This window comes from Rhizobacter sp. P3_C12, assembly GCF_056402735.1.
In genome coordinates, this window is sequence record NZ_JBFUGW010000486.1 from 1 (window position 1) to 2,739 (window position 2,739).

Below are 2,739 nucleotides of genomic sequence, written 5' to 3' on the forward strand. Positions count from 1 at the left end.
TCGGACGAATCCGCAATCATCGGATACAGCCGCCAGTCGTCGTTGAGCACATCGAGGTCGCCGCCGTTGGCCGTCCGCATCGCATTGGCGTAGGACGACGGCAACGAGCTTGCGAGTTCGCGTTCGGCTGCTTCTATGAACGAGGCTGCAAGGTCAAATGGCATACGGTCGGTAGTCGAAGAAAGCATGGCAGATGGCGTGACCTTCGTTGGTCTTGCCGAGACATCAGTATCGCGCTTGGAAGCAGCCGTTCGCTTGCTGAGCTGATAGGCAATGGCCGACCCGGAAGAGACATCCGAGGCTCTGATCTCGTCGCCACAAAGCTGCCGGTCGCATGCAGCCGGCTGCCTCAAGCAGGCCTGGGAGTTCATGGCGCGCGGCGCGCGAGGTAGGTGACCCAATTGTTGCCGTCGCGCCCCACGCTGTCCGCGTCCCAACTGACCGAGAGGCCGGCCGCGGCGAGCCGTTCCGTGAAGCGCTCGCGCGTCCAGCACACGGTGTGGTATTCACCGGTCGTCTCGCCTTCGCCCTCGCGCATCGCGGCGAGGAACGCCCCGCCCGGCCTCAGTGCGGTGTGGATCTTGCGCAGGACGGCGTCGGTCTGGTTCCGATCGACATGGATCAACACACCCATGGCGAGCACGCCATGGTAGGGCCCTCCGAGTTCGTCGGTCACGACGTTCAACAACTCGGCATGCTTGCCTCGCTCCACCATCAGATCGACGAAGGCCTGGGTCGCGTCGGTGCGCCGGACCGCCAATCCAAGCGATTCGAGGACATCCGCATCGCGACCCGGCCCCGAGCCGATCTCCAGCACCCGTCCTCCGGGCGGCAGGACCTCGACTAGTCGCCGCAGTGCCTTCTGGATGTGCGGAGGTCGATGCGGGTCAACGAGCTTGTCGTACTCACGTGCAGAACCTTCATAGGATTGGAGAGTCTGGTGCATGCGGTCAAGGGCGGTGGTGCTCGGCTTCGTCATCGCGCTCCCCAGTGGTCAACACCCTGAGCGTAGAGCAAGAGCGTGGCCATCGCCAACGAGCCAAGCGCCAGGTCCTCCTCGATCACCTCAATCGTGATTGCGAGGCGCCCCTGACCTGAAGCACAGTCCTGTGACCTCCCGATCGAAACCGGTCATCGGCGTCGAGGACGCCACGTAGCAGTAGCCTTCGGGGAAATGGCAGATGTCAAAGGGCCGATCCGGTTCATCGACCAGATGCGGGCGAACCTCCAGCTTCCAGAAGGTATGACTCTCACCAGCAGGAATCCACCGAGGGGGGCGCCAACATTCGCAATCACGAACCCTGCTTGCATCTGGATCTCGGGGGACGTGTGATTGACGCCAGCTTGCTGAAAAGACGACCGCCGAGGCTCTCACTGGGGATCTCAAGCTGTTACCCACGCCCTCAGAATCGCGGCACCAAGCGGCAGAGCCGCCAAGAGCGCTCCTGTCGAAGCGGCCCACCCCTCGAACCAGTTCAGTGAGCCTTCGTTCTGCCACGACATCCACTGCCCTGTGCGCGCAGAGTTTGACACTGACGCCAACACCACGAGAGCAGCGCCGACGCCTGACAGCCAGAAGCAGGGTGGTCGCAGCGCAAGCAGGATGACGCCGATGGACAGTACGGCAACGAGCCATCTTCTGACCCTCGAATTCTTGAGCGTGAATGCTTGATCCATGCTGACTAGCCTACCCGAGAGCCGCCCCTTGCTGAAGACCGGTTGTGGCCGGCTTCAGGCATTCGACCTCGTAGCACGCACTCCAAACGACGACACCAAGCGAAAGTATTTTCTGAGCGGGAAGGCGGCCACTCAAGGCTTGTTTTCGTCGACCGACCGGCGGACCTCCTGGTAGCGGTTGCCTGCAAGGCGCGTCGGGCATTGAGCGCGCTCGAAATCTGCAGGCTGAAAGGCAACTGGAAACAGGTCGCAGAGAAGGTCACAGAATGCGTTGAACGAAGGCCCTCCGGGCCCAAAGGTGTCTATGAGCGCCGCGGCCCAACCCTGTGACCCGCTCGCTCCAGTACTTGTGCGAACCAGCTCCGTGAAGTGTGCGTTGAAGGCTTCGTGGATCCCCAGCGCGCCCGTTGCCGCAAGTGCGGCATCGAAGCCGTACAGTTGCGTCTCCAACTGCCGTATGTCGYGATCGAGCATGTACATACCGGGCCTTTGGCATGCCATGCGCATGAAGTTGATCGTCGCAGGATGGATCATTCTGAGCGACATCCCTCTGTTCCTTCATCGTCATACGCGACCAACCGTGGCTAAGCTCTTGGCAGGTCCGCGAAGTCATCCGCGACTTTGGTCAACATTCCAGTTTCATGCGACCAGTGATGAATCGCATCCCCAAAAGCGTCACCGTTTCGCAGAATCAAAAGTTGGTCGCCAGACCCGTTCCCGGCGATGGCCAGCGCGCGCGACGGAAACTTCGGCCACTGCTGAAGTGCTGATGTCTCCTTGATCGCGTGGYTTGACGTTCGGCTCAACCGTCTTCGGTCGGACGAATCCGCAATCGGATACAGCCGCCAGTCGTCGTTGAGCACATCGAGGTCGCCGCCGTTGGCCGTCCGCATCGCATTGGCGTAGGACGACGGCAACGAGCTTGCGAGTTCGCGTTCGGCTGCTTCTATGAACGAGGCTGCAAGGTCAAATGGCATACGGTCGGTAGTCGATGAAAGCATGGCAGATGGCGTGACCTTCGTTGGTCTTGCCGAGACATCAGTATCGCGCTTGGAAGCAGCC

Annotated in this window: 4 protein-coding genes; all 4 read right to left on the reverse strand. The window is 61.2% G+C overall.

Annotated elements, in window-relative coordinates:
- Positions 1-371: hypothetical protein (locus AC1DXV_RS33540; protein ID WP_477937881.1), on the reverse strand; the 371-nt coding region annotated here is incomplete at its 3' end.
- Positions 368-979: a class I SAM-dependent methyltransferase gene (locus tag AC1DXV_RS33545; RefSeq protein ID WP_477872522.1), complete on the reverse strand. Its 612-nt coding sequence runs from the start codon at positions 977-979 to the stop codon at positions 368-370. The genes AC1DXV_RS33545 and AC1DXV_RS33540, both read right to left, overlap by 4 nt.
- An 830-nt stretch (positions 980-1,809) precedes the next feature.
- Complete coding sequence (locus tag AC1DXV_RS33550) at positions 1,810-2,223, reverse strand: hypothetical protein (protein WP_477872524.1); 414 nt, start codon at positions 2,221-2,223, stop codon at positions 1,810-1,812.
- A 38-nt stretch (positions 2,224-2,261) separates the two neighbouring features.
- Positions 2,262-2,739 (reverse strand): SMI1/KNR4 family protein (locus tag AC1DXV_RS33555; RefSeq protein WP_477937883.1); only part of this gene is annotated, 478 nt, incomplete at its 5' end.

Coding starts and splice junctions, on each gene's coding strand:
- AC1DXV_RS33545 (WP_477872522.1), bottom strand. CDS start 979: ATGACGAAGCCGAGCACCACCGCCCTTGACCGCATGCACCAGACTCTC.